General features: G+C 69.5%; 4 protein-coding genes. 3 read left to right on the top strand and 1 reads right to left on the bottom strand.

Going from position 1 to position 3,120, the window contains the following annotated elements:
- A partial coding sequence (locus ACLN58_RS20095; RefSeq protein ID WP_415857001.1) for an LCP family protein occupies positions 1-1,182 on the bottom strand: 1,182 nt, incomplete at its 3' end.
- Positions 1,183-1,377: 195 nt separating this feature from the next.
- Between ACLN58_RS20095 and ACLN58_RS20100 the strand changes: the two genes are divergently transcribed.
- From ACLN58_RS20100 to ACLN58_RS20110, 3 genes are all read left to right on the top strand, one after another.
- On the top strand, positions 1,378-1,611 hold the full coding sequence (locus ACLN58_RS20100) for a hypothetical protein (RefSeq protein WP_415857002.1): 234 nt from the start codon (positions 1,378-1,380) through the stop codon (positions 1,609-1,611).
- Positions 1,612-1,714: 103 nt separating this feature from the next.
- Positions 1,715-2,572 carry a metal-dependent hydrolase gene (locus ACLN58_RS20105; protein ID WP_415857003.1) on the top strand — a complete coding sequence of 286 codons (858 nt, stop codon included), beginning with the start codon at positions 1,715-1,717 and terminating at the stop codon, positions 2,570-2,572.
- 114 nt (positions 2,573-2,686) lie between these two features.
- The coding region (locus ACLN58_RS20110; RefSeq protein WP_415857004.1) for a Tex-like N-terminal domain-containing protein at positions 2,687-3,120 on the top strand (434 nt) is incomplete at its 3' end.

A 3,120-nucleotide genomic window follows, 5' to 3' on the forward strand; every position in this document is an offset into this window, starting at 1 on the left:
GGGCGTCGGGGCGGGCGGGGCGAGGAGCGTCTTGACCGTGGCCTGAACCTGGGCGACGTCCACGGTGTTGATGGACGCCCCCTCGGGCGACCATCCGAAGCCCGTGATCGGGAGCGTCGAGAAGGAGATGTTGCCGCCCGTGAGAGACGTGGCCTGTTGCGCGAGCTGGATGAGGTCCAGGCCTGAATCGACGGCGATGTTCTTGCTAACGGCGTCGAACACGCCCTGCATCTTGGGGATGTTGGTCAGCGTTCCGGCCTGCTTGAGCTGGTGGAGCACCGAGGCAATGAACGCCTGCTGGCGCCGCTCGCGGTCGAGGTCCGTGAAGAAGTAGCTCGGATCGCTCGTGTCGCGGCGCTGCCGGACGAACGCGACGGCCTGTTTCGCGTCGATCTGCTGGGTCCCGGCCTTGAAGTTCGCGCCGGAGAATGTGTCTTGCGTGGCACGGTTGACGCACACGGTGATCGGGGCGATGACCTGCGCGACCTGGTAGAACGCGGCCATAGTGACCTCGACGAAGTGGTCGATGTGGACGCTGCCGAGGAACTTCGAGACGGTCGCGATCTCGGCCTTGCGCCCGGCGTCGCGCGACGCCTGGTAGGTGGCGTCGTCGTTCGCTTTGCCCTGGGCAAGGAGGGTCTTCTGCTCCTCGGCAAGCGCGTAGCCGTAGGCCTCCTTGATCTTGGCCTTGAAACCGGCCCCGGGGAAGCCCGCCGTCTGGACGTAGTCGTCGCGCGGGATCGAGATCGCGGTGGACTTGGACCCGTCGGCCGGGATGTGCAGGAGCATGAGGACGTTCGAGTTGTACCCGCCCACGTCGTCGCCACCCGCGTGGAGCGCGTCGTAGACGTCGGCGGGGAGGGGCTTGCCGTCTTCGCCCAAGCGGGAGTCCATGCCCATGATGAGGATGTTGGTGTCGGCGGTGAGCTTCGGCACCGACTGGACCGTCTGGGACGGGTCCGCGAGGATATCCGAGCGGCGGATGTTCCCGTTGATTTGCGCGGCCGTCGCCCCCGCGTACGTGAGCCCACCGGTCACCACGACGGCGGCGGTGACGCCGACCGCGAGCAGGACTCTGGGCCAGACGGGGCGGACTCGGAACCGGCGCGCCACCTGGGCGTGCGGGCCGCTGCGCGGCCGGGGCGCGGACTGGGCGCGTGGCGGGAGGCCGTGTGCTCTCATCCCTTGTTCCTTCGTTGCTCAGTGCGCACCAAGGTTTAGGACGCCCATAACCAGAGTATGAGGGACACCGTACCCAGTGCCACGGACCTGGTCCAGAGACGTCATGAAGCGGGATGGCAGGGGCGCGGCCTGCGGATTCCCGCCGCGCCGGGGCGGCGCCGCTATTTTGTCGGTGGCTCATCCTAACCTCGAACCATGAGCGCACTTGCTATTGACGAACTCGTGTTTCGGGGGCCCGCACGGCCCTACATGGCGCCTGTCCTGGTCGAGGACGTGTGCGCCGACTGCGGTCGCGGCCTTGCCCTGTTCGAAGCCGTCCACTGCGCCGACTGCGCAGACCTCGCCTTTCACATGGAATGCCGGGACTGCGGGCGCGTGCTCCGCGATGCCGACGTCACGGCCGGCGCCTGCGCCGACTGCCTCGCGTAGCGCGGCGCCCGGAAGCAGCCCCGGCCCGGTAAGGTAGGTCCCGCCCCGGGTCAGGTGGGGCTACGCGTTCGGCGTATCCGCAGGTCAGAGAGGATTCGTCCGAATGATGGGACCCCACCACGCCGCGTGCGGTGCCGCCGCGTGGGTCGCCGTGACCACGCGGCTTCATCTCGATCTCGCCCTCGTCACGGTGCTGCTCGGGCTGGGCCCCGTGGGCTTCGATCTGGGCTGGCCCCTTCTGCATGCGACGCCGCTCGGCATCGTCGCGGGGGCGCTCGTCACGGCGGGTGCGGCCCTCCTTCCCGACGCTGACCATCGCAGCGCGACCATTGCACACTCTCTTCCGCCGGTCTCGCGATTCGTGTGCGAGGGCATCGGTGCCGTCTCGGGCGGCCACCGCAACGGGACCCATTCCGTCCTCGGCATTGCCGTCTTCACGGCCATCGCGTGGGCGGCGGGACTGTGGACCATGGAGGTGCCGCATTTCGGGCTCGTCCACGTGGGGGCGGGTCTCGTCTCGCTCCTCCTCGTGGCCTTCGCGGCCAAGGTCCTCGGGGTCCTGCCCGATGGCGTCCGGAAGCTCCCGTGGATCCTCGCCGTTCCGCTTGCGGCGTTCATCTCGTTCTACGCGCCGCACGAACAGAATTGGTTCCCGCTCGCCGTTGCCCTCGGCTCCGCCGTCCACATCGCCGGCGACATGCTGACCACGGGAGGCTGCAACCTCCTGTGGCCGATCGCTTTCCGCCGGCCGCGGCGCCTCTCGCGGGTGCCGATCGTCGCGTGGATGTGGCACCGGGGTGGGCACGTCGCGTTCCCGATCCTGGGGGACGCGGGCTCGTGGCGCGAATGGGTCATGCTCGTGCCGGTGAGCTGCTACGCGCTCGCCGGGGTGGCGAGCGCCCTCCTCGCCCTCGGGCGTGCGGGGTTCTCCGCTGTCGCCGGGGCGTGGGGGCTGGGCTGACTTTCGGAATGTCCATCGGCCCGGAATGTCGGCTGCATAGGGCAAAGTAGTTCCGTGACTCACCCTGCAGTTCCCGCTCCCTCCGCCCCAACCCCGCCCAAGGCCCCGGCACGCGTGGCACCCTCGCCGCGCGCGGACGGCCGCGACGTGGCCCAGAAGATCACCGCGACCATCGCGGCCGAGCTCGGTGTCAAGCCGTGGCAGGTCGAGGCGGCGATCGGGCTCCTCGACGGCGGGGCGACCGTCCCGTTCATCGCGCGTTACCGCAAGGAGGTCACGGGCACGCTCGACGACGCCCAGCTCCGTGATCTCGAGGAGCGGCTCCGCTATCTCCGCGAGCTCGAGGACCGGCGCGTGGCCGTGCTCAAGGCGATCGAGGAGCAAGGTGCCCTGACCGACCAGCTGCGCGGCGCCGTCGTCCGCGCGGAGACGAAGGCCGAGCTCGAGGACCTCTATCTGCCCTACAAGTCGAAGCGGCGCACGAAGGCGCAGATCGCGCGCGAGGCCGGGCTCGAGCCGCTCGCCGACGCTCTCATCGCCGATCCGTC

The sequence above is a fragment of the Sinomonas sp. G460-2 genome (genome assembly GCF_047759905.1).
Lineage (GTDB): Bacteria > Actinomycetota > Actinomycetes > Actinomycetales > Micrococcaceae > Sinomonas.